This is a genomic window from Corynebacterium sp. ES2730-CONJ, from assembly GCF_024834055.1.
Classification (GTDB): Bacteria; Actinomycetota; Actinomycetes; order Mycobacteriales; family Mycobacteriaceae; genus Corynebacterium.
In genome coordinates this window covers 222,623-248,059 of the sequence record NZ_JANUXZ010000003.1, presented here as the reverse complement: position 1 = coordinate 248,059, position 25,437 = coordinate 222,623, and the positions used below count along the sequence as shown (strand labels likewise).

22 protein-coding genes and 1 tRNA gene are annotated in these 25,437 nt (G+C 51.9%); 7 read left to right on the top strand and 16 right to left on the bottom strand.

Features of this window, described 5'->3' with window-relative positions; genetic code table 11:
- Position 1 precedes the first annotated feature (1 nt).
- A complete protein-coding gene (locus NXS13_RS05185; protein WP_259158335.1) occupies positions 2 to 637 on the top strand; it encodes an LUD domain-containing protein in 636 nt (211 codons plus the stop codon).
- 110 nt (positions 638 to 747) lie between these two features.
- Positions 748 to 820: transfer RNA gene (locus tag NXS13_RS05180), tRNA-Arg, on the top strand.
- A gap of 53 nt (positions 821 to 873) precedes the next feature.
- Here the strand turns inward: NXS13_RS05180 and NXS13_RS05175 are convergent.
- The 6 genes from NXS13_RS05175 to NXS13_RS05150 all read right to left on the bottom strand — a co-directional run bounded on the left by NXS13_RS05175 (position 874) and on the right by NXS13_RS05150 (position 9,599).
- Positions 874 to 1,104 (bottom strand): PspC domain-containing protein, encoded by a 231-nt coding sequence (locus NXS13_RS05175; protein ID WP_259158332.1) that lies wholly within the window; start codon positions 1,102 to 1,104, stop codon positions 874 to 876.
- 90 nt (positions 1,105 to 1,194) lie between these two features.
- The gene (locus NXS13_RS05170; protein WP_259289455.1) at positions 1,195 to 1,677 is read right to left on the bottom strand and encodes a MarR family winged helix-turn-helix transcriptional regulator; all 483 of its coding nucleotides are present in this window, start codon (positions 1,675 to 1,677) and stop codon (positions 1,195 to 1,197) included.
- Positions 1,678 to 1,767: 90 nt separating this feature from the next.
- A complete protein-coding gene (locus NXS13_RS05165) occupies positions 1,768 to 4,338 on the bottom strand; it encodes an AAA family ATPase (protein ID WP_259289454.1) in 2,571 nt (856 codons plus the stop codon).
- Positions 4,339 to 4,352: 14 nt separating this feature from the next.
- Positions 4,353 to 5,492 carry an exonuclease SbcCD subunit D gene (locus NXS13_RS05160; protein ID WP_259158329.1) on the bottom strand — a complete coding sequence of 380 codons (1,140 nt, stop codon included), beginning with the start codon at positions 5,490 to 5,492 and terminating at the stop codon, positions 4,353 to 4,355.
- A 53-nt stretch (positions 5,493 to 5,545) separates the two neighbouring features.
- The gene (locus NXS13_RS05155) at positions 5,546 to 6,439 is read right to left on the bottom strand and encodes an SWIM zinc finger family protein (RefSeq protein WP_259078023.1); all 894 of its coding nucleotides are present in this window, start codon (positions 6,437 to 6,439) and stop codon (positions 5,546 to 5,548) included.
- Position 6,440: 1 nt separating this feature from the next.
- Positions 6,441 to 9,599, bottom strand: a complete 3,159-nt coding sequence (locus NXS13_RS05150; RefSeq protein ID WP_259158328.1) for a DEAD/DEAH box helicase — start codon at positions 9,597 to 9,599, stop codon at positions 6,441 to 6,443.
- A gap of 336 nt (positions 9,600 to 9,935) precedes the next feature.
- On the opposite strand from NXS13_RS05150, the gene putP reads away from it, so the two are divergent.
- The 3 genes from putP (at position 9,936) to NXS13_RS05135 (ending at position 12,802) form a co-directional block, all read left to right on the top strand.
- Positions 9,936 to 11,450, top strand: a complete 1,515-nt coding sequence (gene putP / locus NXS13_RS05145; RefSeq protein ID WP_259158324.1) for a sodium/proline symporter PutP — start codon at positions 9,936 to 9,938, stop codon at positions 11,448 to 11,450.
- 127 nt (positions 11,451 to 11,577) lie between these two features.
- Positions 11,578 to 12,258, top strand: a complete 681-nt coding sequence (locus NXS13_RS05140; protein ID WP_259289453.1) for an HNH endonuclease family protein — start codon at positions 11,578 to 11,580, stop codon at positions 12,256 to 12,258.
- Positions 12,259 to 12,310: 52 nt separating this feature from the next.
- Complete coding sequence (locus tag NXS13_RS05135; protein WP_259078031.1) at positions 12,311 to 12,802, top strand: DUF2269 family protein; 492 nt, start codon at positions 12,311 to 12,313, stop codon at positions 12,800 to 12,802.
- 130 nt (positions 12,803 to 12,932) lie between these two features.
- Here NXS13_RS05135 and NXS13_RS05130 read toward each other — a convergent pair whose 3' ends face one another.
- The 10 genes from NXS13_RS05130 to NXS13_RS05085 all read right to left on the bottom strand — a co-directional run bounded on the left by NXS13_RS05130 (position 12,933) and on the right by NXS13_RS05085 (position 23,438).
- Positions 12,933 to 15,026: a DEAD/DEAH box helicase gene (locus NXS13_RS05130; protein ID WP_259078437.1), complete on the bottom strand. Its 2,094-nt coding sequence runs from the start codon at positions 15,024 to 15,026 to the stop codon at positions 12,933 to 12,935.
- Positions 15,027 to 15,497: 471 nt separating this feature from the next.
- Complete coding sequence (locus NXS13_RS05125; RefSeq protein ID WP_259078033.1) at positions 15,498 to 15,908, bottom strand: hypothetical protein; 411 nt, start codon at positions 15,906 to 15,908, stop codon at positions 15,498 to 15,500.
- A 185-nt stretch (positions 15,909 to 16,093) separates the two neighbouring features.
- Complete coding sequence (locus NXS13_RS05120) at positions 16,094 to 16,495, bottom strand: (deoxy)nucleoside triphosphate pyrophosphohydrolase (protein WP_259078035.1); 402 nt, start codon at positions 16,493 to 16,495, stop codon at positions 16,094 to 16,096.
- Between the two features lie 202 nt (positions 16,496 to 16,697).
- A complete protein-coding gene (locus NXS13_RS05115; protein WP_396124746.1) occupies positions 16,698 to 17,921 on the bottom strand; it encodes an MFS transporter in 1,224 nt (407 codons plus the stop codon).
- Positions 17,922 to 17,964: 43 nt separating this feature from the next.
- Positions 17,965 to 18,993, bottom strand: coding sequence for an AAA family ATPase (locus tag NXS13_RS05110; protein WP_259078038.1), 1,029 nt, complete (start codon positions 18,991 to 18,993; stop codon positions 17,965 to 17,967).
- Positions 18,990 to 19,676, bottom strand: coding sequence for an energy-coupling factor transporter transmembrane protein EcfT (locus NXS13_RS05105; protein ID WP_259078039.1), 687 nt, complete (start codon positions 19,674 to 19,676; stop codon positions 18,990 to 18,992). The genes NXS13_RS05110 and NXS13_RS05105 overlap by 4 nt, the downstream gene beginning before the upstream one ends.
- A gap of 5 nt (positions 19,677 to 19,681) precedes the next feature.
- Positions 19,682 to 20,449 (bottom strand): ECF transporter S component, encoded by a 768-nt coding sequence (locus NXS13_RS05100; protein WP_396124927.1) that lies wholly within the window; start codon positions 20,447 to 20,449, stop codon positions 19,682 to 19,684.
- A gap of 84 nt (positions 20,450 to 20,533) precedes the next feature.
- Positions 20,534 to 21,547, bottom strand: a complete 1,014-nt coding sequence (locus NXS13_RS05095) for a nucleoside hydrolase (RefSeq protein WP_259078041.1) — start codon at positions 21,545 to 21,547, stop codon at positions 20,534 to 20,536.
- A gap of 50 nt (positions 21,548 to 21,597) precedes the next feature.
- On the bottom strand, positions 21,598 to 22,485 hold the full coding sequence (locus tag NXS13_RS05090) for a hypothetical protein (RefSeq protein WP_259158318.1): 888 nt from the start codon (positions 22,483 to 22,485) through the stop codon (positions 21,598 to 21,600).
- A 176-nt stretch (positions 22,486 to 22,661) separates the two neighbouring features.
- Positions 22,662 to 23,438, bottom strand: a complete 777-nt coding sequence (locus NXS13_RS05085; RefSeq protein WP_259078045.1) for a (2Fe-2S)-binding protein — start codon at positions 23,436 to 23,438, stop codon at positions 22,662 to 22,664.
- A 219-nt stretch (positions 23,439 to 23,657) separates the two neighbouring features.
- Here NXS13_RS05085 and NXS13_RS05080 point away from each other — a divergent pair, with 219 nt between their 5' ends.
- Positions 23,658 to 24,518 (top strand): shikimate 5-dehydrogenase, encoded by an 861-nt coding sequence (locus NXS13_RS05080; RefSeq protein ID WP_259078047.1) that lies wholly within the window; start codon positions 23,658 to 23,660, stop codon positions 24,516 to 24,518.
- 281 nt (positions 24,519 to 24,799) lie between these two features.
- Complete coding sequence (locus tag NXS13_RS05075; protein WP_259078049.1) at positions 24,800 to 25,264, top strand: GNAT family N-acetyltransferase; 465 nt, start codon at positions 24,800 to 24,802, stop codon at positions 25,262 to 25,264.
- Positions 25,265 to 25,437 lie beyond the last annotated feature (173 nt).

Below are 25,437 nucleotides of genomic sequence, written 5' to 3'. Positions count from 1 at the left end.
AATGGATGCCAAGACTGAGATGCTCACCCGTATTCGGAATGCGCACAAGCTCTCCAATATGCCCGACGAGGTTGAGATTGTCCGCGAATACAACGAGAACGAGACCGAGAAGTATTCACGGGAAGAACTCAAGGACATTCTTATCGATCGCCTCCTGGACTACAAGGCTATCGTGGAAGAAAGCACCGCTGAGGGACTAGGGAATAAGATTTCCGAAATCCTTAATGCTCGCGAAGCGCATACTGTTCGCTATGCTCCTGGTCTCGATAGTGGTCTCTTCGACTCATTTAATGGTCACGCATCTCCCGACGACAACTCTGTGGATCCGCGCACCCTCAATGAGGTTGACGCTATCGTGACTGATTCTCATGTTTCGTCGGCTCAAACTGGAACCATTTGTCTGGAGTCCAATGACCGCTGTGGTCGTCGTGCCCTCACTTTAGTGCCCGACTGCCACGTTGTGATTGTGCATATGGATTCGGTAGTTTACGGAATTCCGGAAATGATCGCCCGGTTGGGTCGCACTCGACCGATCACCATGATCTCTGGGCCTTCAGCCACCTCGGATATCGAGCTCAGCCGTGTTGAAGGTGTGCACGGCCCGCGTACTCTCATCTGTGTTTTAGTGGATGGCTAAAAATTCCTAGTGGGAGCGGCGAAGATACCCGGCCTCGCCGCTCTTTTTTAGTTTGACCTCTAAGGTGCTAAAGTAAGTCGCGTTGTTCTTTATAGAATGAGAACTTCTTGGCCCCCGTAGCTCAGTGGATAGAGCGCTGGTTTCCGGTACCAAAGGTCGCAGGTTCGACTCCTGTCGGGGGCACTATATAAATAGGTCCCTCTCCAGATGAAGTGGAGAGGGACCTATTCGCTATCTTAGCCCTGTGGCGTCATAAGAAACCACGCCAGGAAATAAAGGAGCAGTTGCGGGCCAGGCAGCATCATGGAGAGCAAGAATATCAACCGCAGCAACGTGATATTGACACCGTAGGTTTCCCCGATACCCGCCAACACTCCCCCAGCGATTCCCTGAGTCCGCGAGCGGTGGACCTGCCGTTGGTACCACGGGACAGAAGGGTCGCCATAGGGCGTCGAATAAAATTCCATCGAAGTCTCCTTAATTGTGATGTGATCCTTCTATTATGCCTTTTCACAACAACTGTAGGTATCAGGGATCCCCCTGAATAAACCCTGAATTCACACTGCTGGTGAATCGATTTCAGGAGCAGAGAGATCTTGATCTTGAATATTCTTGAGATATATTTCTACCGCTGCCATCAATTCGGGTGTGATGGTGTCGAAAATCAATGATCGCACCGTATTTACATGGGTCGGGGCCGCTTCCACCAGACGCTTCTTTCCTTCGGCACTGAGGCTGATATGGATGCCTCGTGCATCACCGGAACACTTACTTTTAGCTACGAGACCGCGCTTCTCCATGCGAGTGACCTGGTGCGACGTCCGGGAGCGATCCCACTCCAGATTGGCGCACAAATCGCGCAGACGCAGCATCTCATCCGGAGCTTCCGATAGGCATACGAGGACGGCGAATTCGCTACTGGTGAGCTTGTGTTCATTGTGCAGTACTTGCTCATTAGTATTCTGTACCTTCCGCACGGTGCTTAGTAGGAGGCGCCAAAATACCTGCTCTTCGTCGGTCAACCAGCGGGGAGTACTCATAAAGCCCATGATAACCGCATAATTTTCTTTTGGGAAACGTCACGGTCTCTACTTGTAAAATTGTCCTTGCGGAATTTTTAAAGCCTGTTACTATTTTTTGAGCAAAGCGAGAGGTCTTTCATCGCACTGGGTAACACCCTGGTAGCGCGAGGGAACACAGGTTAGGACGAAAATTTGCTGAGTTTTAGCGAGCTGGTTGAACACTGCCGCCATAGCGTCCAGACGCGTGGCATCTGTTGATCCGAGTACATCGTCAAAAAATACTGGGATTGACTGCTCGCTCACCAGGGAGGCAACGGCAAGCCTCGATAGGATATTCAGCTGCTCTTTTGCCCCACCTGAGAGTTCGCCCTGTTCTACGCGAACTCCACCCATTCCGGTACGCGCGAGCACTTGGAGCTTTTCGCTTAACTCAAAATTCACATCAGGCCCCCATACAATCCGTGCTAAGGAATTGAGTTTTTGGGCAAAGGGAAGGGCATAGCGCTCTCGGGCCAATTTCTGGTGTGAAAGTAGTATCTGATAAAGGAGCTTTGCCGCTGCTGCCCGGCTCTCTATCGCCTCAAGTTTACGCTCCGCCTGACTTAGATGATCGCAGGCTAGGTCGTAGTCTGTGCCGGCCCCATCGGCTTGTTCGATATAGCCGGCCATGCGGGCGATTTCCTGCTCGGCTCGTCTTAATGATTCTTTGGTGTTGGTCACTTTCGCTTGCGCAACTTCCAGTGCTCTTTTTTTATTCTCGACATCCAAGAGATCGAGTTGCTTTTTGGCTGCTTCCCATTTCTGACGGGTTTTCTCCACCATCGTCTCCGCAGATTCTCGTTGCTGATCTAAGACCAAAGAACTCACTTCGGCTTCGGCGCTTTCTAGATACAGTTCCTCTCGCTGCAAAACAGCTTCTTTGGCGCTAATAGTACTACTGAGCGATTGCAGGAGTTGAGCTTGCGGGGAGTTCTCACTATCGGTGATCTGAGCGTCAAGGCACTCTCGCTCTTCTTCTTTTTCTTCTTTTGATTTCTCTAGAAGATGGAGCTCAGCGCTTAGATCGGCCGAGCTATCCTCATCCTCGTCCTGAGGTGCTGCAGCGATGAGCTGCGATAACTCTGCGTGGGTGCGCTCCTTGGTTAATTCCTTCAGTGTGCTGCGGTAGCTGACTATACTACGGGTTGCTTCTTGCCCTGCATGGAATATCTCACGTGCCTGTTCGATAGTTTCGACACCGGCAGCGTCTTTTAACTCCTGCCATTTGGCCTCCGAATCGTCTCGCTCGCGTTGCACCGAACCGGCGCCTGGAGTGATCTCTGCGGTAATATCACCAATCTCGAGTGTTAAGGGTTTGGTGATTAAGTAGTCTCTACGCTCCCGACCAACTGCTACATCCTGTCCATCGACTAGAAGCTCGGTGTCGGAACGGGCTGATAGGGATAGAACCGTCGATTGGGCTTCGGCCTTGATAGAAGCGGCATTGAAATTCTCCCACGCCTGCTCCAGTTGCTTAAGTACACTGTTCTCGATGTGGGGAACTTGTGCGAGACGGGCAATAGTTTCTTCGACTTCACGAATCTTTTCTAGGGTTTCTGTTGCCTCCCGAGCCAGTTCCCCAGCGGCCGTGCGTTCAATACGCTCCTTGAGAGTTTTTATCTCTTCCCGTAATTGCTTCAGTTGGTCAGTAAGATCGCCTCTGCGTGTCCTCAGCGCCTCAAGTTCCTCATGCTCTTTGTCGGCGGCCTGCGCTATGGGAATAATATCTTTGCGCAGTTGGGCCAGTTCCTGAGCAAGCTCTGCGCAAGCGGCTTGCAACTCTTGGCGCCTCTTGCACTCTCTTATACTGTGTTTTAAGGCTTCTTGTGCGCGCTCGAAGTCTTCTTTTAATCCCAGTAGCTTATTCTCAGCGGATTCGATCTCTGCAACCTGCTCTGCTAATTCGCTTACGTGATCATGGTACGTGGGCAGCGCTTTCTCCGATTCGGTGACGTGGCGCTGCTGTTTGTCATACTCAGCGATATAGGTGCTGAGATCTGAGAGTTTTTTCTTCTTGGCTTCGAAGTTTTGCTGAGCTTCTTGAACCGCCTGACGCGCATTTTTCACCTCGGTGGTTTCTCGCCCGGTTCTTTGGTAAAACCGTGAATACTCCTCGAAAGCTCTCTTAATCAATTCGTTTCCATGATCGGGAGAGGCATCCTCGTCCAGGTCAGCGCGTAAGGTGTCTTCTAATGGCTTAATATCAGCAAAGACCAGATCGTCGTCCATTTGGTCTTGTTGATTATAAAGTGCCCGAAAAAGTCCAGGATCGATATATCGCTGCTTGAGTTGTTCTAGTTGGTCCTCGGCGTCGTCCGCTGTATAGCTTCGGTTATCGACCTTCAGCTCAGTTTTGGGCGCTTTCAGATACTGCTTATATAGTTCGATCTTGTGCTCACCGAGGCGAAAATGCAGCCAAATTTCTGGAGCTTCATCCCGATCGAGAGGTTTGAGAGCCTTCACATTTTTGCTTTTTGAGGTTGCTTTCATATCCAATGCGATGCGAATAGCTTCAAGTATTGTGGATTTTCCTGCCTCATTATCTCCAGAGATCATAATAACGCCGGTGGCAGGGAGATCATCGAGAATGAGGTGATTGATACCGCGAATATTCTTGAGCTCAATTCGTTGGATGTCCATCGTGAATTCTCCTCTTAGGTCCTGTCCAGTCCGGCTTCAAGGCGCAGGAGCAATTTCAGTGCCTCCTGAGCATGAGGATCTGTTGATTCTATGAGTTCCTCGAAAGCTTCACGGGCAAAACCGTCAAAACTAAGATCGTCCACATCATCGGCTGTGGGCTGAATAGCTAAGTCCATCAGGCGCGTCCGCGGAAATAGAGCTGCGAAAAGTACTGTTCGCTGAGCAAGTCCGTTCTCGAAGAATCTCATAGTACTAATATCAAGAGAGCCGGTGAGGGCATATTTGATAACCACTCGATCTTTATCTGGGAAGGCATCGAGGTAGGCAAAAAAATCTTCGACGTCCACTCTGCTATACAGTTCGAAATGGGGTGCGATAAAGCGCCACGTGCCTACCGAAACTTCTACAGGTTTAACGGTACTTGTGTGGCCACTCTTTTCAATTTCGACGATCAGAGCATTTCCAGAGTTATATTCCCCCATCCCACTGGGTTCCTCTCTGAAATCCGTCACTTCGGGTGCGCCTGAATACCAAACTTTTCCGCTGGACCCCACCGACTGGGTGGAATGGGTATCACCAAGCGCAACATAATCAATGATCCCCTGTTCGAGAGCCTTGTCCACGGCAGCCAGATCAATAAGATCTGGGTTGACTTCATTAGAGCGCGCAAGCGCCTGTCCATGTCCCACCACAATTCGAATAGCCGAAGTGGGTAAAAGATCCTTCAACGCTTTAGCTACTAGATCCTGGCCTGCTCGCTTCGAGCGCAGCGGGGCTCCCACTAACTCGACGCCGGGGAGGACCTCTCGTAGCGAGTCATCGTCGAGGATATTTAAACCCTCGTATTCTTGCACACGGTGGAATATGCTATCCGCACTCAAAGGATCGTGATTTCCAGGTAGTAGATAGACTGGCACAGGGATATTCGCTAGCGCCTGCAGAGCGCGTTCTCGCACCCTGGCATTAATAGTATTATGCTCAAAAACGTCCCCTGCCACCACCATAAACGCGCACCCGTTGTCTGCAGCTATCTCACCGAGGCGCACTATGGCATCTTTGCGTGCCGCTTCAAAGCGGGGGCCTGCATCACCCTCGAGGAAAGCTCGGGTCATACCGATTTGAAAATCTGAGGTATGCAAGAATTTAACTGCCATTGTTCTTTCGGCCCCTCGCTCGCTGATTTTGTCGTTATTTTAATTTTAGAAGATTACTGAGACACATCATCGTCTGCGCGGATTAGATAATCGAAAATGTCTTCGATATCGCTTACTGCTCTTAATTCGTCCAAAGTACTGAAGCTGACCAATCGCATCGCTTGATGCAAAAGTGTGAGATCCGAGTCATCGAGAACAGAATGTACTTCCAACTCTGGGATAGGTGGCACAGGGCCTCCATGCCAAAATTCCTCTTGGTCGATAGTGGCATCTTTCGCCTTCTCTTGGGCAGCTATATGTGCGGCAGAGACTAGCAGCTCGTCGATTGCGGCAAACGAGAGTCCCCGCATCTTTAAGGCGACCTCAAACTCGCGCTCTATTTTCTCCTGGGCTTCATATGCAACCGCAACGAGATGCTTACATAGCGGCTTCAGGTCCGGGCAATCACACGAAAACCGGATGTCAAAAGGAGTGGCTCCAATTAAAAGATCTACCACCTCGTGAGGAAAGTCCCCGGCGCGCATCCGCTCGAGTGCGACGGGATTCTCCAGTAGGAGTTGAATAAGTTTTCTTTTTGCCTCTTCACCGAAGTAGGGCAAAGTTATGGCGCAATCGAATGGGAGATTTTGGGTACCCGCTACTGAACCGTATATAACCCCGTCCTTAAAATCGAGGCTCGCAACCTTACCTGCGCGCTGGTAGGACCGGCCTCGCTCTCCCCTCTTAGGTTCGGTTTTTTTCTCTACGAGTTCCACTATGCGCCTGGCTATTAAAGGGATGCGCTCGTGCTTTCGGTGCGAGCGCATCCCTTCGATACGTCGGATTTTCGCCGGCGATTGTCGTTCATCCTCGCCCGCTGAGCTGCGCTTTGCAGCATGAAAATTTGCGTAGATAATATTGTCGCGAGAAATATGCCTGTTCGGAGGTAGTGCTTGATTATCTGCCATTCTAGTCCTCCCTACTCAAACCATCGGACATGGTCCGATACTCTAGTAATTCTGCCAGCTCACTGTCGTCTAACTCGGTCAGCCACCCTTCACCGCGACTTATCATCGTGTGGGCGAGAGCTGATTTACCTTCGATAATTTCTTGTATTTTCTCCTCGAGGGTGCCGGCAGTAATGAGTTTGTATACCATGACATTTTTATCTTGACCGATGCGATAGGCACGGTCGGTGGCCTGATTTTCCACTGCTGGATTCCACCAGCGATCTATATGAACCACCACATTAGCTTGGGTGAGATTGAGTCCCGTGCCACCCGCCTTCAGCGAGAGCACCATTGCCGGCGCCCCGCTCGTTGATTGAAATTCATCCACCATCCGATCGCGGCCCGATTTACTCACACTTCCGTGCAAGAAGGGTATGTCAGTGCCATAGTAGTTTTCCAGATATGGTACAAGGATATCTCCGAAGGCCTTGTACTGGGTGAATACAAGAATTTTCTCGTCATTGGCACGGGCATTATCGACGATATTCATAAGCTCTTCGATTTTGCCAGAACGGTGCTTGCCTTTAAAGGTAACGGGCGAGTTATCGGCCAAGAAATGAGCTGGGTGATTACAGATCTGCTTAATTTTCGTCAAAGAACTAAGGATGAGGCCACGGCGCTTCATGCCCTCTCTATGGCTCAAAGCTTCTTTGAGTTCATTGACGTAGGCCTGGTAGAGAGCTGCCTGCTCAGCGGTCATATCGACTGTCACAATATTTTCGGTCTTTGCGGGCAGATCGTGGGCCACTGTCGGATCGGATTTCAACCTTCGTAAGATAAAAGGCTGCGTGAGAGTTTTAAGCTTCTCAGCCACGACTTCATCTTGGGTTACCTCAATGGGCTTGGCAAAATGATTTCTGAAAAATGACACGCTGCCTAGGATCCCTGGATTGCAAAAATCTAGGATGGCACGCAGTTCCAGCAACCTATTCTCCACTGGAGTGCCCGTCAAAGCCAGCCGGTGCGTACTCCTGAGTGCGCGCACAGCTTTGGAGGTTCGGGTCTGAGAATTTTTTATATGCTGTGCTTCATCGAGGGTGACCCGGTGCCAGTACACCTGGGAGAACAAAGAGATATCTCGGCTCACAGTGCCGTAGGAGGTGATCACGAGATCATAGCCAGCTAATTTATCAAGCTCATCTTTCGAACTCATCCGCTTGGGCCCATGGTGGACTAGCACCTTTAACTCTGGGGTAAATTTCTGCGCCTCCTTGGCCCAGTTTCCTACCACCGATGTGGGAGCGACCACCAAAGACGGCCCGTACGGGGACCTGGAGGTGATCCCACGCATGGCGTGCATCTGTGTCTCAAACTCGGCTTTTTCTATTGCTTGGAGAGTGAGAAGTTGGAGGGTTTTTCCGAGTCCCATATCATCAGCCAAGATAGCGCCGAGATGCTGGCTAGACATCCACTTCAGCCATGAAACGCCGCGGTGCTGGTAATCGCGCAGTTGGGCTCTCACCGTGGTCGGGATTTTTACGGGTTGTGGTGCGGGTAGCTCGGGGAGATTTCCCTTACCCATCAGAGCCAGATACCAATCGCTTCCGGTGAATTCTACCGGGTCGTGTGCATACTGAGACTCATCAGCTAGAGACAATTCGCGCAGGTCCTGCAAGCTCAGACGTCCCGAGCTAGAGGCTTCCCTGGCGATGCGGGCTGTTAAGTCCGCGATTTCCTTTTTCTTGGTACAGATCAGATCGGGGTCGACATCTGATAGAAGCTCTTGGTGGAGCCTGGCACGCTCTTTTTCGAGGGAGCTCAGCTTCGAGCTGTGCATCTTTGATAAATATGAGCGCACTTTGTTCAAGGCTTGGGAATCAGCCATGACCCATTCGCCGCGCAGCTTTATCAGTCCCGACTGCGAGGCGATGAGTTCCTTCATTTCCTTGTCATCTAAGGTGGTGTCGCCGATAGCGATCTGCCAGGAAAAGTCCACAATGGCATCCATACCGACCTTGCGATCTCCTGTCGATTCACTGGCGGCGCTCACTTTGACGGTAGCCTTTGTATCCTGATTGCTCCACGCTTTGGGGAGAAAGATCGTATATCCAGCTTCGCGCAACCTTTTTATATCTGTGGCTATAAAGTCCACAAGATCGACAGTGCTGAGGTAGATATCAAAATCCCCGCCCTGTCCGTCATTTAACCGTGTTGTCGTCGGATGCGCGTGAGGTGTTTGTTCGGTTGAAAAATAGCGGGAGACAAAGGACAATTCTCGCCGCATAGCCTCCAACTGTTGACGGGTAGTTGAGTCAAATTGACTGAGAATAACAGGCACAGGTTGGTCGATACCGGATCTCACGCTGACTCTCACAGGCCACTCGGCATGATCAGCATTGTCGTATAAATTCTGTTCCTCTTCGTCTGAACGCGGGGGTTCCTCAACTCGAATTATCAGCTCCAGACCTACAGCCTGTATGGATTCTTTCCATTTATTCAACGCGCTCACAACTTGAGCGCTTCCGCGTCTAAGCGGTTCGGAGGCTAAAAGGGCACGCGGAAAATCGTGCCATGGTGTGGCTCGGGGTTTAAAATACAGCGGTTTGAGGATCGCCTGCGCAATCCAATGTGGCAATTCCTCGGCCATATCTTCTGCCACACTCGAACCACTATTGCGCACGAGTACACCAGGGCACGCGTGTGTCATATGAGCGATCCAACCGCGCTCTCCCAAGCCCGTCGATAGCTGCCACGTGGGATACCATTGCTGCTCAAAATAATTGAGTTTGATGGTGATCCGACCCGCCCGCACACAGTGATATAACCCCTTATACAGGTGGCTCATCCACTTCAGATCACTAGCAATCGTGGCGAGCTGGGATTCGGTGGTGGTGACCTCGTTGAGGGCAGCAACTCGGGCGAGGAGCTTAACAGCATATTCTGGAGCCAAGGCCATTGTGGGGACTCCCAGACGAACTTGGCGCCCTTTGGGGGTGAGCAGGGTCATATTCAACCGGTGCCAGAATTTTTTTCCCCGGATCATGGCGTCTATCTCGTCGGGGAAAACTCCCGGCGCAATATCATCAGGGGTAACAATACGGTGCCCCTCTACTTGTTCGATCCACAGATGCAGGCCCGAACTACGCTGCCAGAGTCCGTGAATTAAGTGAGAAGTCATATAAACCGTTCCACCCAAAGGAAAATCGAGTGCCAGAAGAAAAAGAAGCCGATCTGTATAAGAATATACCCTCGCTTTCATCTTGCGAATCCCTATAGATTGCACTCTCCCGCTACCACGAGGAATGCCCACAGCTCGGTATATTTCACTCTCTCCTGATTGTGCAGCTCTGTTCGATAAAGTCCTGCTATTAACTACTAGGCGTGTAAGATCCCTTCCCGTGATGAAAAATTCCCACCCCTAATCGCAAGCAAGAGGCTCGAACAGTGTTAGGGGAAGAAATATTTTCATCTCTTTTCTTTTTGTCACTGAACTATCAAAGGAGGTGGCGGCCCTATGTCAGATCAAACCTGGTATATCCTCGCCATCATTATCTATATGAGCTCAATGCTTGGCATTGGCTACTGGAGCTACCGCCAAACTGACGCCTACGACGATTACGTTCTCGCCGGACGAGGCCTCAATCCTTTTGTTGCGGCGATGTCCGCCGGTGCCTCCGACATGTCTGGCTGGCTTCTCATGGGCCTTCCTGGTGCACTCTTTGTCAGCGGTATCAGCGAATTGTGGATTGCCGTTGGCTTGATTGCTGGCGCATGGGCCAATTGGAAGTGGGTAGCCCCGAGACTGCGCGCCTACTCAGAGGTCGCCTCCGACTCGGTCACTATCCCCTCCTTCTTTGAAAATCGACTCTCAGATTCCTCCCGCCTGCTCCGGGTAGTTTCCGCCCTCATTATTGTGGTCTTCTTTACCTTTTATGTTTCCTCCGGCATGGTGGCAGGCGGACGCTATTTCGAGTCAACCTTCGGCGGCAACTATCTGGACGGCATGTTGATCGTTGCCTTTATTACAGTGGTATACACATTCGTCGGGGGCTTTTTGGCGGTCTCTTATACGGATGCCGTTCAGGGCACGATCATGTTCTGTGCCCTTATCATCGTTCCTGTCATGGCGCTGTTTTATCTCGACGACCCCAGCTCTATATGGACATGGGCCGCCCATAACGATTACGGACCGTATACCTCTGGGGTGGGTAATCCCACCTACTTCTCAATGGTGTCCGGAGTTTCCTTCGCAGCGATTATCGGAAATATGGCTTGGGGCTTAGGTTACTTCGGTCAGCCGCATATCATCGTGCGATTTATGGCTCTACGCAGTCCATCCGACGCCAAGCGTGGCCGCGCTATTGGTATTGGCTGGATGATTTTGACCATTGCTGGCGCCACCTTTGTGGCGATTATCGGTACCGCCTTCTTCGGTCAAAACCCAAATATCTCGATTGTGGACCGCCAGGCCTTTGAAACCATCTTCCTAGATATGGGACGAATTCTTTTCCATCCCCTGATCGCTGGTCTCATCTTGACTGCGGTACTAGCAGCTATCATGTCCACTATTTCTTCCCAGCTTTTAGTCTCCTCCACCTCACTCATAGAGGATCTTTACCTTATTGTGGTAAAGAAGAAACCACGTCAGCAGGTACTCATCAATCTTTCCCGCACAGCGGTGGTTGCGGTAGCTGTAGTTGCTGGCATTCTATCGGTAAATCCATCTGATTCCATCTTGGGATTAGTTGGCTTCGCGTGGGCGGGCTTTGGCTCGGCCTTCGGACCACTGGTGCTTTTGAGCCTCTACTGGAAGCGGCTAAATACCCAGGGCGCACTAGCTGGGATGATAACTGGTGCCATCGTGGTTTTCATCTGGGGATCGACGAGCCTTGGCGAATTCTTATACGAGATGGTGCCCGGTGTTATCAGCTCCTTTGTCGTCACCGTGGTGGTATCGCTGATCACCGCTCCCCCACAGGACACAGTCACTCAACAGTTTATGACCGCAACCGCTCGGGCTAGAGATTAAATTCCCGGGTTTAAGACTTCGGTTTAAAACTTCACCAAACCCCTCCTCGTTGCTTTTTCTTGGCAAGGAGAAGGGGTTTTGCGCATCTTGAGGAACCAAATGGACCCCCTGCTTAGTCGTAGGTCGTATGCGTCCATTTCGCAGTACTACTCTGGATGAGTATCGCATCCCTGTTATTCCCTTGATTCTCACGCTTGTGACCCTGATGTTGCTTGGGGAATACTTCCCAAATCCGCAGCGTAGTCATTTTGACTTCGATTCAATTCGGGTGGTCTCCCGCCGCACCCATATACTTGGTTATTCTCGGGAGGAGTTTGGATCAGGTTGGGCTACGATCCCCGGACACCCGTGTTCTATCCGCGAGGAGATCATCTATAGCCAACTATTGAAGTCTCCCTCAGACATACCCCGTGAAAGCGGTAGCTTTTGTCCCACGGCTCCTGCAACCGTGCCCCTTACTGGCCCCGATCCCTATTCAACAGCGACGCTTTCTACCGCAGCAGATGGTTCAGGTCGTGCCATCGAGGTGGATCATATCTTTCCGCTACGTGCGGCATGGGATATGGGGGCCTTTCGATGGGAGACGTCCCAACGGCGCGCCTTCGCCAATGATCCAGACAATCTAGTGGCGGTATCGCAAGAAGAGAATCAAAGAAAATCAGATCTTCTGCCCTCCCGATATCTTCCAAGCAATATCCACCGACGCTGTTGGTATGTCACGCGTCTCGCACGCATTGCGGTGAAATACGACCTTGCCCTGACAAAAAGGGACGTGTCAATTATGCGTCGACAGTGCCTGTTCGAGTAGGGTAGTCTTCCGTATCTTTTTAAGTATTCTAAGAAAGTGAAAGGACTCTACCATGAATTCTCTTCTGGAACTCCTCCATATCCTCACAGCGGTTCTCTTCCTTGGTCCCATTACCGTGGCGGTATCAAGCTTCCATACCCAAGCATTCAAAGCCAAAGACGGCGATCTGCAGGCCGCCGGAGCCGCTAAGGTTCTTCACAAGACCACTCAAACCTATGCGATACTCTCGCTTCTCGTTCCGCTTCTCGGCTTTGCGCTGATGTTTACCGGCGACTATTGGAGTGAAGGCCGTTACCATGCATCCATTGCCCTCTCTGTTATTGCTTGGGCTCTCCTTCTCTTCCTCATCATTCCGCGCCAGAAAAATATGCTAGGCGCCCTTAATCTCCTGCCAGCTGATGAACAATCGACGAAAACTTTTTCTGTTGCCGATTGGAATCGCGCGAAAAGCCAACTGTCAATGTTTGGCGGTATTTTCGCGGCGCTGTGGGTGATTGTCTTCATTCTTATGATGTGGTCTTCTATCACGAGCATCTTCGCTTAAAACCTAGTTGAGAAATGCCCTCTGGATTAAATAATCTAGAGGGCATTTTTTCTCAGTGGAGCTATATTCACATAAAAAAATCCCCCTCCATTAACGGCGAACCATCAAATGGAGGGGGTCAATCATGGAATTAGTCGCGCCAACCGCCACGACGGTCATCGCGATCACGTCCACCGCGGAAACCACGGCCACCGCGATCACCACGGTCTCGGCCACCGCGCTGTCCTCCGCGCTCACCACGGAAACCACCACGATCACCACGGAATCCTCCGCGATCTCCGCGACCCGAGCCACGACGATCCATGGAGGCACCGGAATGATCGCGCTCAATCTGAATCAACTGCCCCGAGATACGGGTGTCGCGCAAGTTATCCAATACAGAGTTTGGCAAGTCACGCGGCAACTCCACTAACGTGTGGTCTGCGGCGATAGTAATGCGGCCGAAATCTTTATTGGAGAGACCACCTTCATTGGCCAGCGCGCCGACGATAGCACCAGGGCGCACATGCTGACGTTTACCCACTGCTAGGCGGTAGACAGCCATATCTTGGCCCGAGCGCTCGAAGCGGGAACCACCACGATCGCCCCGGTCACGACCTCCGCGTCGCTCATCGCCGAAGCGCCCACCACGGTCACGACCACCGCGATCATCACGATCACGACGACGCTCGAACGGCTCGTCCTTCATCAAGAACTCAGTACCCGCACGAGTTTGAGTTGCTAGGGCGGCTGCCACATCCTCCAACGGAACATCATGCTGTTCCGAGTACGCTTTCACCAAACTGCGGAACTCGGCAACCTGAGGATCTTCCAAGGACTCCGTGATCGAATCGGCAAATTTGGCACGGCGAGAATCATTAACTTCTTCAGCGGTCGGCAGATCCATCTCATGCAAAGGCGCATTAGTAGCACGCTCAATATTGCGGAGGAATCGGCGCTCACGAGGGGTGACAAAGAGAATTGCTTCGCCCGTACGCCCGGCACGGCCCGTACGACCAATCCGGTGCACATACGACTCAGTATCGGAGGGGATATCGAAGTTCAGCACGTGAGAAATGCGCTCCACGTCCAAACCGCGGGCCGCAACATCGGTGGCCACGAGGATATCAAGACGGCCGTCCTTGAGCTGGTCCACGGTGCGCTCACGCTGGGCTTGGGCAATATCGCCGTTAATAGCAGCTGCAGAGAAACCACGGGCACGCAGCTTTTCAGCGAGCTCCTCAGTTTCGTGCTTGGTACGCACGAACATGATCATGGCTTCAAACTCAGTGACTTCCAAGATACGGGTTAACGCATCGAGTTTATTGCGATGAGCCACATTAAGGAATCGCTGAGTAATATTAGTGGCGGTGCGGGTTTCAGACTTCACCTGGATCTCGCGGGGCTCATTCATATAGTCCCTAGAGATACGGCGAATACTATTAGGCATCGTCGCGGAGAAGAGAGCAACCTGCTTAACCTCTGGGGTATCGGCCAGGATGCGCTCAACATCTTCCTGGAAGCCCATATTCAGCATCTCATCAGCCTCATCAAGGACGAGGAAGCGTAGTGCTGAGATATCGAGAGATCCGCGCTGCAAGTGGTCGATCACACGACCTGGTGTGCCAACCACAATTTGGGCGCCACGGCGCAATCCCGAGAGCTGAATGCCATAGGACTGGCCGCCGTAGATCGGAAGTACGGAAATCCTTTTACCTAAGTGATCCGCGAAGGACTGAAACGCATCAGCTACCTGCAAGGCCAATTCACGCGTCGGTGCCAAAACGAGCGCTTGGGGGTGGCGTACATCAGGATCAATTTTGGATAAGATGGGCAACGCGAACGCTGCAGTCTTACCTGTACCAGTCTGAGCTAGGCCTAGAACATCATGGCCTTCGAGCAGGACTGGAATTGTCGCTGATTGGATAGGCGATGGAGATTCGTAGCCGACCTTTGATACTGCCTTCAGTACGAACTCGGGCAGACCCAATTCGGCGAAATTAGGTCCAGTATTTTCATTACTGGATTCACCTTCTGAGTCACTCTGGTCATCTACTTCGTTGTCTACTTCTACAGTAGAGCCGGTGTCCTCAGAAGTGTCCGCGTCCCGGGCGTCATCTGAACCTAGTACCTCATCAAGGGTAACTGGCTCAGTGGTTGCCTGCGTATTTTCCTGAGATTCCGACACATTATTATTCTCATCCAGCTCAATCGCGCCGCTGGTAGCGTCATCGGTAATACTCATTGCCCAATCTACGATACGGCATGACGAGGCTTTGGGGTTAATCGCCGAATCAAGGGATGCCACCCACCGAAAAGATAGGGCAAGCGCCTGATTAATTAATGCTGCTATTTATACATGCACCATCAAGAGTGTTACCTCACTACCCTAAAATTGATCCCCCATCTAAAGCGGCTTCGAGCGCCTTAACATCGCTATGCTTCCAGGTGATCGGAGGTTGTCGCTTTAACGAAGCTCTTGAAATCGAGAACCATCTCTTTACGTAAGTATGATCCTTGCTCGGAATCGTCTCAGTACGATCCATTCGTGGCGTGGCGAACACTTGATTCTCCCAGACGGAAAACCTCATCCTTCGGAATCATCTTGTCTAACGAAAATATACAGGCCAACGTAGTCATAGATATCAGCCCTCAATGCATGGCATTCGCGATAATCCCGGGTTGGGCATTTTCTGGGCACTTGATCTAGGGGGCTCTAAAGACCCGTGCGTTCGTAATCGGCGATCCATTCTTCAGTCAAGAGTCCGCCGTTGCGAGTATCAAGTGGTCGATTGATCGTCGCACTGTTTAATGCGGTGATTCCTCCTCCGGGAGAAGCAGATACTTTAGGCTTCCACTCCTCGTTTTCCAGGAGAGCACTCCGGCTAAGATTCGAGCTACCGATGATTACGCTGCGATACTTCCGGTGCTCAAAGAGATAGCCCTTCGAAAGAAGACCGCTGCCATGGTAGACACATACATCAATATTGGGAATTCGTAGCAACTCGCGGAATATATCCAGCCCGTCAAAACCGTCATACCTTGACCTAATAAGACTAAAAGGCCCTTGGAAGCCTAAGAGGTCGTCCTTCAACAACTCTAAAGCGTGAGAGCTAATAGACGCCACGGAAAACCTTGAGCACACTGCACCACTGGTTCTTCGCTCAACGCTCTGAGCATGGTGTTAGCCGGCTGATCCGAAATCTGTGTTGGGCTTAAGCGACTACCGGATTGAGTATCGGAATCAACAAAACCGAAGGGCACACTTTCCCCGCGCATCTAGACATCAACTGGTCGACATTATATTTAGCCTCAAGATTCATCAGTGCGCCCCACAAGAGCATCGACAGCGGCTAGATCTGCTGGCGCCCAATCAAGCTCATATAGTTGGCTAATTTCAACCCAGCGGATTTGGGCGTGCTCCTTCGGGGTAGGTTCTCGACCAACCAGTGTGCAGAAAAAAATACTCAGTTCCACCGAGCCGAAGTCGTAGTCATAGGTCGCGGTATTAACCAAATCCCCGACCTCTACACAACAGTCCAATTCTTCCTTGAGCTCGCGGACGAGAGCTGCAGCAGGAGTTTCCCCTGCTTCGATTTTTCCACCAGGAAATTCCCATTTCCCTTCAAGCGAGATCCCTACTCCACGCTGTGCTGCTAGAACCCTCTCACCGGCCACGATGGCGGCACCGACGACCCGGATTAATTTCTTCATAAAATTCTACGTTCCTTACACACCATCGCTTCAAGCAGGTTTACCTCAAGAGCTCCTAGAGGTCTGGACCAGTCTAACGGGCGTGATCTGAGCTGGTGAACTAACGACCTTTCCATCCCAACTCGGAGAAGCCAAAGAGTACTAAAGCCTACTATAGAATCAGAGAACGTCTAGAGGTCCTTCTCAGACTCGTCTCTTTTAGCTACTCTCGAGGCTCGAGATTTTCCACTGTAGCCTTAATTGCTAGGGTTTCCCGCGCGAAAACCCATCTGATAGCGGCAAAGAAAAGCACCGCGCTAGTTGCCAAGAAACCGATCTCGTAGCCATATATCTCCACCACTGCACCGATCAAAATTGGGCCTAGAATGGCACCAAAATCAGAGCTCATTTGGTAGGAAGCGAGAACTTTGCCCCCTGCACGGTCGTTGCCGATCAGATCGGCCAAGCTCGCCTGCATCGGCGGGTTGTAGAGACCGGAACCCACACCAGCTAGGACCGAGAGCGCGATGAGGTGGTAGATATCTTCGGTTAGTCCGAATGTCGCAGTGAATGTGGCGGAAACGAATAAACCTACAATGATTAGCGGCTTACGACCGTGGCGGTCAGCTAGACGCCCCGAGAACTGCAGAGCGAGGGCATTCCCGACCGCATAGGCCGCCAAGATGACCCCAGCAAAAGCTGGGCCTTGGTGGAATACGGTGGCAGCAAAAAGCGGAACGATGGCGATGCGCACTCCAAAATTGGCCCACCCGTTAGCGAAGGAGGCGATAAGGGCCGCCCGGTAAGTATTCAGTCGCACAGCTTCTTTGGGGCTGAAAGCTGGTTTTGATTCGCTCGTAGGGGTGGCCTCACCAATATTTTTAGGTAGCCGCAGGTAAACAATCAATGAGGCTAGCGATAGAAATACTCCATAAATGACAAAAGGCCAGCGCATTCCGAGGAAAGAGAGGGCGGAGCCAGCTAGTGGGCCCAGGATCGAACCAAAGAGGAAGCCTGAGGCATAAGCGCCCGAACAGCGCCCGCGAATTTCAGGAGGCGACAGTTTAACCACCAGACCCATTGCGGAGACTGTGAACATAGTAGAGCCAAAACCCGCGAGACCACGCAGCGCAACAATATGCCAATACTCTTGAGCAACCCCTACCAAGGTAGTAGTCACGGCAACACTGAGAAGCCCTGAAATATAGATGGTGCGCGATCCAAGAGCATCAACGAGTCTGCCGGCAAAGGGAGCGAAAATGAGGCGGCTGATAGCAAATACAGAGATGACGAATCCAGCCGCGGCGGTACCGACATTGAAGCTGGTGATGTACTGCGGCAGGATCGGGGATATAAAACCAAAACCTAGTGCGATAATAAACGCAGCCGCAACGAGAGTTTTAATCGATCCAGGTATTTTCGTGGTCGGCTCCTCAGCCACGACTATCCGCTCCTTCTTCTCACGATCGGGGTGATGTTGATCAACCCCATCATCCTAGTCCTGTTTCTCCCATTCGTACCGTACGCACAGATGCATAGCTTTCCACTCGATGAATGAAGCGCTTATCATGGCTGGTTATGATCACCGCCGGCGGATCCGGCTGCGACAAGGCGCGGTGGAGAAGCTGGTGGGCTACTGGTTCTTTTGATATTAAGTCCTGATCTGGTTCGTCGAGCAGAATGACGTGAGCGCCCGAATGGAGGGTTCGGGCAATCTGGGCGAGACGCAGGTCTTCCGCACTGAGATCGAGGGGGTGCGTATCACGTGTGGCTGTTGTGGGATTCGGGGCACCTGCGAGAAAATCCGAAAGAGTGATTTCGAGGACTTGGTCGACTGGATGCTGTACTGCCATAGCAACCGAGTGATCTCGCTGTTGCGTCGCAAGTTCGAGCAAGCACGTCGTCTTTCCGCTCCCATTTGCTCCACTTAGGTACACCACCTCACCTGGGATGAGCTCAGCGAAGGGTATGTGGGTGCTAAAGGTAACCTCTGCGGGCCGAAATAAGCGGCGACGAGTGCGGGTCGCAACACGTTGAGCTACCTTGATCGGCCAATATGTCCCCGGAAGGGGTGAGGTAACTGTTTCAAGCTCGAGTGGACTCGTAGGTGCTTCAGCTATGAAGAGGTGCACTTGCCCTGGGTATGAGTGCAGATACTGTTCTAAGAGCGTGCGGGCTTTGTGGTCGAGACCGCGGTAGGGGGATTCAATAAGGATGGTAGGAAACCGCAGAGCTAAAGTGCTTGCGATAACGACAAGCCGCACTTGACCCGGGGAAAGATCAGCTGGATTTCGCAATCGAAGCAGCTCAAGCCGCAGAGCCGCGATGACCTCATCGACCCGAGCCCGCATGGATGCCCGATCAATTCCTCGCTGCTCCAGCGGAAAAGCGATCTCTTCCTCTACACTTTCGCGCAGCAGACTAAGGTGAGTTGAAGCCTCGCTTTGAATAATCCCCATAGTTCCATCTGGCCGGTAGTGATTCAGAGCAGAGCCCTTGTGATGTTCAATCACGCTCATAGGACCCCTCCGATCATTGCTGCGATGATAACTGAAGGACGGGCGATCTTTTCCCACCATGGATCCCGCTCAGGGCAATAAACACTGCGTCTGCCTGCTAGATCCACACCGAGTGCGTGAAGGGCAACTTCTCTCTCCCCAGCGCGGTGAAGAAGCTGCATAATGAGGGGGAAAATATAGAATTCAACCACCATAAACGGGTGCCGCCACGAAGCTCTGCGGCCTGCCAAAGTGTTGGTGGTTATCACCGTCTCCAGTACGTGGCGGGCGAATGGTAAGAATTGGAGGGACTGCGTGATAAGGAAAGTAACCGAGTGGTGAATACGTGTGAGCTGCATGGCCTTGTTCAGGCGAGCTGGGGTAAAGAAACTAAAAGCCGCCACGGCGCTAGCCATAAGAGCGGCAAAACGCACACTAAGATGAAGAGCGATAGCCCCACCGTCGCGGGTGATCAACGGTGCTATGGACTGCTCACCAAACGGAATATGAATTATTGCGATGGATAAAGCTACTGGGGTCACGATTGTGAGGACAGCCCCGAGGGGTCTGAGACTCACGGTTTTTAGGCACGCAGCAGTAAGAGCGATAGCACAGACAAGAAGAGAAATTCTTAGGTCATTGCCCCCCAAGACAAAAATCCACGTAGCTGCGGCGAAGCTGAGAGTGGTAAGTGGATTAATCATGGAACCTACCGAAGTGTCGGGGAAATGGATGGCGTGAGAGCGGAGGCTGGCAGACGCTTGACGCAACGCCAGGCGATAAGAAAAACGAGCGCCTTATCGAGTGGATCAGAAAGAAAAGATTGCCACGTCACGGCTGCAAGGAGGGAATTCCCCATTTCCCGGAACAATGCTACTACTGCCCCTGTACCCACGCCCGCAGTGCCACCATAAACAACGGCCGCCACTGGTGCGGCGAGTGTCGCAGAGATGATGCCGACCCCGACGCCGGAAATTGTAACCTTGACACTATGGTTCCCTATCCCTCTAGCGAAGGCTAACCCCGCAAGTAAACCAATGAGTCCTGATACTGCAGCGAAAGGTAAAGCTGCGGGATTAATAAGCGCCCAGACAACGCTGCTGAGAACCCCCGTAGCGAGTCCCGCTACGGGACCTGCAAGGATGGCGACCATGACCGTCCCAATAGAGTCTAAGTAGAGTGGGATACCTACAGCACCGAGAAGTTGACCGGTAATGATATTGAGCGCCAAGGCCATGGGGATCAGCGCTAAGGTTCGTGAGCTCAGTCGCGGAATAGATGCCGCAAGGAGGAGAAAAGCACCACACACATAAGCCACAAAGGTTATAAGAGCCGGAGAGGAACCAAATACCGAATCCCACTGCGTCGGACGGGCAAGAACCAAAAATAACCACGTGGCCCCAATAATCCCACCCCCAAGGGTGCCTAAAAGAAGAGATGAACGCGGGGCCGCTAACGCCGATTGCATAGGTGACATGAAAATCCTTAGTCCCTCTGCCTTCATAGAAGACAGACCAGTGGATCCCTGCTATGTCACCTCGCAGGGATAGAAAGAACGACCTTATCCTAGCGCAGGTTTCGACAACTTAGCCAATACCGTCAACACTCGCTCAAACTCTTCGTGCGCAGCATCAATATCCACGCTTTCGACAAGGCGAACCGACGGATCTCTCCCCCAATGCCCACGTAGATCCGCTACCGTTGTCCCCCGCATCATGCCCTCACACTCAACATCCACAGTGCTCAGCCTCCAAGTGGTTTCCACCTTACCTAGGGCAACCATCACAGTGAGCAGATCGTGGACCTGAGCCAGATACCCCTCACCCTGAGCCTCGTGAAATTCGAAATAGAAACGCAAGGCCTCTCTCAGCACCTTGGCAATGGGGTGCGAACCCACAATCTCACCATAGCGATCCAGTCGCTGCGGGGTAATAACCATCTGCTCAGTGACACCAAGCGAACACACAGTCACCCGCTGGTCTCCGGGGGCCAGAGCAAAAACATCTTTAGCAGCATGCGGATCAACCCAGGTATTCCACTCAGCAGTAGGAGTCGTATTACCAGGATAAAAATACGCCCCGCCCATAATCGTCACCGTGCTCGGCCATGGACGATCGGCCAACCACGTAGCAAGATTCGTCGCAGGACCAGTCACAATCACATGCGCACAAGAATCGACCGCCTTTTGCCACAACTTTCTCCACGCAGCGGGAGCATTTTCGAGGGATATCCCTGGGTAGGACGACTCCGCGGGCTTCGAGGTCTCCGAAACATCTGTGATGTATCCAAGCCCGCGGGGACCATGCGTTTCTGGGGTGGTGACCAAATCAACTACCACGGGTTGATGCTGCCCAACCGCTATGTCGACCCCTTCGACTCCCACGCGGGACAAAATATACGCGCTATTTTCAGCACATAGGTCAGCCTCTGCATTACCGGCAGTGGTGGTCACTGCCTGCAATTCGATCTCACCTGCTCGGTGTAAAGCTCCGAGATAGATCAACGCTAGAGCATCATCGATACCAGTATCACAATCAAGGAGAACCCGAGGAACAGATCTGAGCGCGTAATTCATACCTTAAGCCTATGGCCTACACGTTCTAGCTCACAAGGAAAGTATGAATCCTAGTAGTTGGGAGCGTCGGGATCGTCGATATCTTCAACCTCTGCTTCTACTTCTGCTTCGATATCATCGTCATCTACATCGTCGACTGGATCAGTAGTGTCGTCTTCTCCCAGTTCATCCTCGTCGTATTCATAGAAGAAATCATCATTATCATCGTCGTCTTCGCCGAAAAGATCGTAGACCTCTGGCTCGTCGTCCTCGCCTTCGAGAGCTCCTAGTTGCTCTTCCCAAGCCTCAGCTTGATCGGCGGCAAGCGAGATAACGTCGAATAGTCGATCGAAGTCCACGAAGGACCCCAGTTCCAACACTTCTTTATGCTGATCAACTACCGCGTCGAGGTAATCTTCGAGGAGTCTGGAGATTTCATGTTCGGGAAGATCTGAGTTTTCGGCAAATTCGAGGAAAGAATTAGTGGCGTGGTCGAGAGTATTGCCAAATCCGGCACCCACAGTGATAAAGGCCACGGCAGCTGAGGGAAGGCCGCCTTCAACAGAGAAATCGACGCGCACCAATCCACCGTCTGTCAGAGGAGCCCAAACAGCGTTCTCTTCCTCGGGGTCTTGTTCGAATTCGATATCTTGTACGCGCTCATCCGCACCCTCCATAAGGTCGCGCATTACGGTGATGATACTATCCGTCGCAACGTTTTGAGCGATAGTGTCCACAGCATCCTCGACGGAGAACACTACGGAAGTGAGCACAGCGTCAAAGTCATCATGGTCATCGGCGGTGGCTATATAAACATTGGCGGCGGGCATATGGGGATCGATCTCCACAAACTGAACTTCTAGCTCCGAGGAGATAGGAACGAATAGGATGTCATTGTGGACCCTGGACTCAATGCCTTCAGCGTCAAGTGCAGCTGCGATATCTTCAAAAAATCTCAACGATTTTGTCCTTTACCTCGATTAACTCGAAAAGGGTGAGCGGCACCCACCTCCAGATTAGCGCTAAACAGGCATCTTAGCCGCCAAAAGTCTGCATATTTTGAGCGCCAGCTAGAGTGATCTGCGGCTCAGCCTGCACCACTGATGCCTTTTCTGCCCCTTTTAAGGGTCGACGGTTAGAAGAACTGCGCACTTGCAACGATGGCGGCATCGCGTTGCGCTCGAGGTCTCTTAGGGCACGATACGCAATAGTCAGAATGCGGGGAGCGATAGATCATGCAGCAGCTACTGCGATATGCAGCAAGAAATTCGGGCTCCTGTTTGGTGGTGAGATCCAACGGGACAACGTCCTCGTCAACAACGTCAACAAAGTGGGGTCTCGGAATTTTCACCTCAGCAACTTCGCATATACCTCGGTGGAGTTCTCGGGCGATATGCAGTGCCTTTAATTGCTCAAACTCTTCATTACCGGCGCTCATGGCTGGTTGCACAAGACCATCTGCAACGATCGCCCATAAGGGCGCTGGCCGCATTGCATAAACTTCACAGAGCTTGTTAATTAAGGGTTTGAGATTGCTCGCTAAGTGACGGGCGGAAGCAGCGTAGGACTCTGCTGGGTTCTGGGGTCGGAAACCAAACCAATACGTTGAATCTTCGCGTCTAAAAAGTGTGCCGGTCCTCAAATCAAGATCAATGATATCGTCGCCGTGGATCATCGCTGCAACTGCTGGATTACACACCGATCCCATGAGGGAAAAGAGCCAGATCCTAGCAGCATGAGAGTGCTTAGCCACCCCATATTCCTGCTCGCTTTGAGAGATCGCTGCGGTAATAATCGACTCATCGCACAGATCATCTGGGCTCATAATTAGTGCTTCGTCAGACGGCTCTACACTAATGGCATAGCGTGGGGTAGCCGAGACTACCTGGGCCAGAGATCCAGCTACACTCACAGGTTTCTCCTTTAGAATTACGAGGCTCTTGATAAGAACAAAGCACTCGTGGCCAACGACCTAAAAAATCAGAGATGCCTCATCATTATCCTTCGTAAAAATCCTAGTCGAGGACTCCAAAAACCGCAGTGTCCTCGACTTCGCCTTACTTTTATCCGCTGATTTCTGGGAGCCTTATCTTTAAGGAACTCTCGAGTCGATATCACCTACAGTGGACGTATGGATTCCACTCGTACATTGACAGTCAACCGTGAAACTACCTTGTGTATCTCCCTAGCAGCACGCCCATCCAACCACGGTGTGCGTTTTCATAATTACCTTTACCGTCGACTCGGATTGAATTTTTCTTATCATGCCATTGCTCCTCAAGATATTGATCACGCAGTGGCAGGAATTCGTGGGCTTAATATCCGTGGAGCTGGGATATCTATGCCGTATAAGCAGGCTGTAATTGACCTCATTGATTCCCTCGACCCATCAGCCGAACGTATTGCGGCAGTCAATACCATCGTTAATACAAATGGGCATCTGCGTGGCTATAACACCGATTATCTTGCGGTCTCTCAGCTGCTTCGCACCCACCACGTGGATCCCAGCCTGAAGGTGAGTATCTGCGGAGCCGGCGGGATGGCCAAAGCTGTCGTAGCGGCTCTGGCTGACCACGGATTCGAGGCTTCACGGTGCACTGTGGTCGCTAGGCGTGCTGAAAAAGCCAAGGAGCTGGCCGAGAAATATCGGTGGTCTTACGCTACGAGGGTCCCGAGGGATCAGGATATGCTCATCAATGCCACTCCCCTGGGCATGGAAGGCCCGCACCGCCAACAGTCTGCCTTCGACCACTCCGATATAGCTCGGGCGGCAGTGATTTTCGATGTCGTGGCTCATCCTAGTGAGACACCCCTTATTCGGGCAGCTCGCGGGTCGAGCCCAATATCTCCGCGGACGGTTATAACCGGCGACGAGGTCATTGCCTTGCAGGCGGCGGCGCAATTCACACTCTATACTGGGGTAACTCTCGATCCCAAGCTGGTTAACGAAGCCGAAGCTTTTGCTCGTGGAAAAAATAGCCCCACTATATAGCCTCGTAGATTTTCTGGGCTCGTAGGATGAACGTACCCCAGAATAATTGTAGCGGAGGTGCTCAATCTAAAAGATTTTGTGCTCCGCGGATCTTGGTTCACCTCTACACTCCCTCAGGGCTGCACCACGAACGGTATTGGGCCGAAGATTGTGCTATGGGCCTATCCCAAGCTTCGCATCGTTTAAGCGGGATGACAATGGTCTGTAGGCCTAGCGATGAGGCAGCTGAGCGGAGGTACTATAAGACAATATTGATCATCCTATTAGGGAGACAGGTTCAGATGCCCTCGACTCATATCCGTCAAGCGACCAGCGCCGATCTTGAGCGCGTCACCGAGCTTTTTATTGCCTATCGCGCTTTTTATCGGCGCTGCGACGATAAGGAGCAGGCGCGCTCATTTATGACCGAACGCTTTGAGCGTGGCGATTCACTCATTCTCGTAGCCGAAGATGACACCACGGTGTGCGGTTTTGCCCAAGTGTTCTATCACTTTTCTTCCCTCCAACTCCGCACAATTTTAACGCTGAATGATCTATTCGTTGATCCGCAGTACCGCAATAACGAATCGGGGCGCAAGCTCGTCGACCGCGTCATCCACGTCGCCACTGCTCAGGGTGCCTATAGCGTGAGAATTGAAACGGGTACCAATAATATTATCGCCCGCGGGCTTTACACCTCCCTCGGTTTCGTAGAAGTTGATCATGACGATGAGTTCATGGTGCTAGAGCTCGTGCTGGAAAAGTGATAACCGAGTCTGGTAGGCGCGACATAAGCGCGAGCATTTACTGCGAATATACGGGCAATTGAGCGCGATGGATAGCTTCATACTAAAATTGCGAACACATCAATAGCTCTTAGTTTGTCTACTCTGCCGCAGAGGTATTGTGCCCCTCAAATATCGCTGCGAAAAGCGATACC